Raw genomic sequence first — 233 nt, forward strand, 5'->3', positions numbered from 1 at the left:
GGATCAAACGCTGTGATTTGACTGGACACTGGCGTATCTTCATTCGTGACCAAGGTTACCACTACTGGGCCTACTGGTGGATCATTTACTGGCAGAACTGTAATCGTGATTGTAGAAACTGCCGTTTCTCCCTGGCCGTCACTTACTACTACACTAAAGCTATCTATCCCATTGTAATTTTCATTTGGCGTATACGTGTAGGTGCCGTCTGGATTCACAATGACCGTTCCATT

General features: G+C 45.5%; 1 protein-coding gene. It reads right to left on the bottom strand.

All coding sequences use genetic code 11. The features are described from left to right. Positions 1–233 (bottom strand): cadherin-like domain-containing protein (locus SB717_RS39765; RefSeq protein ID WP_410908857.1); only part of this gene is annotated, 233 nt, incomplete at both ends.

This window comes from Priestia sp. SIMBA_032 (assembly GCF_046535215.1).
In the GTDB taxonomy this organism is placed as follows: domain Bacteria; phylum Bacillota; class Bacilli; order Bacillales; family Bacillaceae_H; genus Priestia; species Priestia aryabhattai.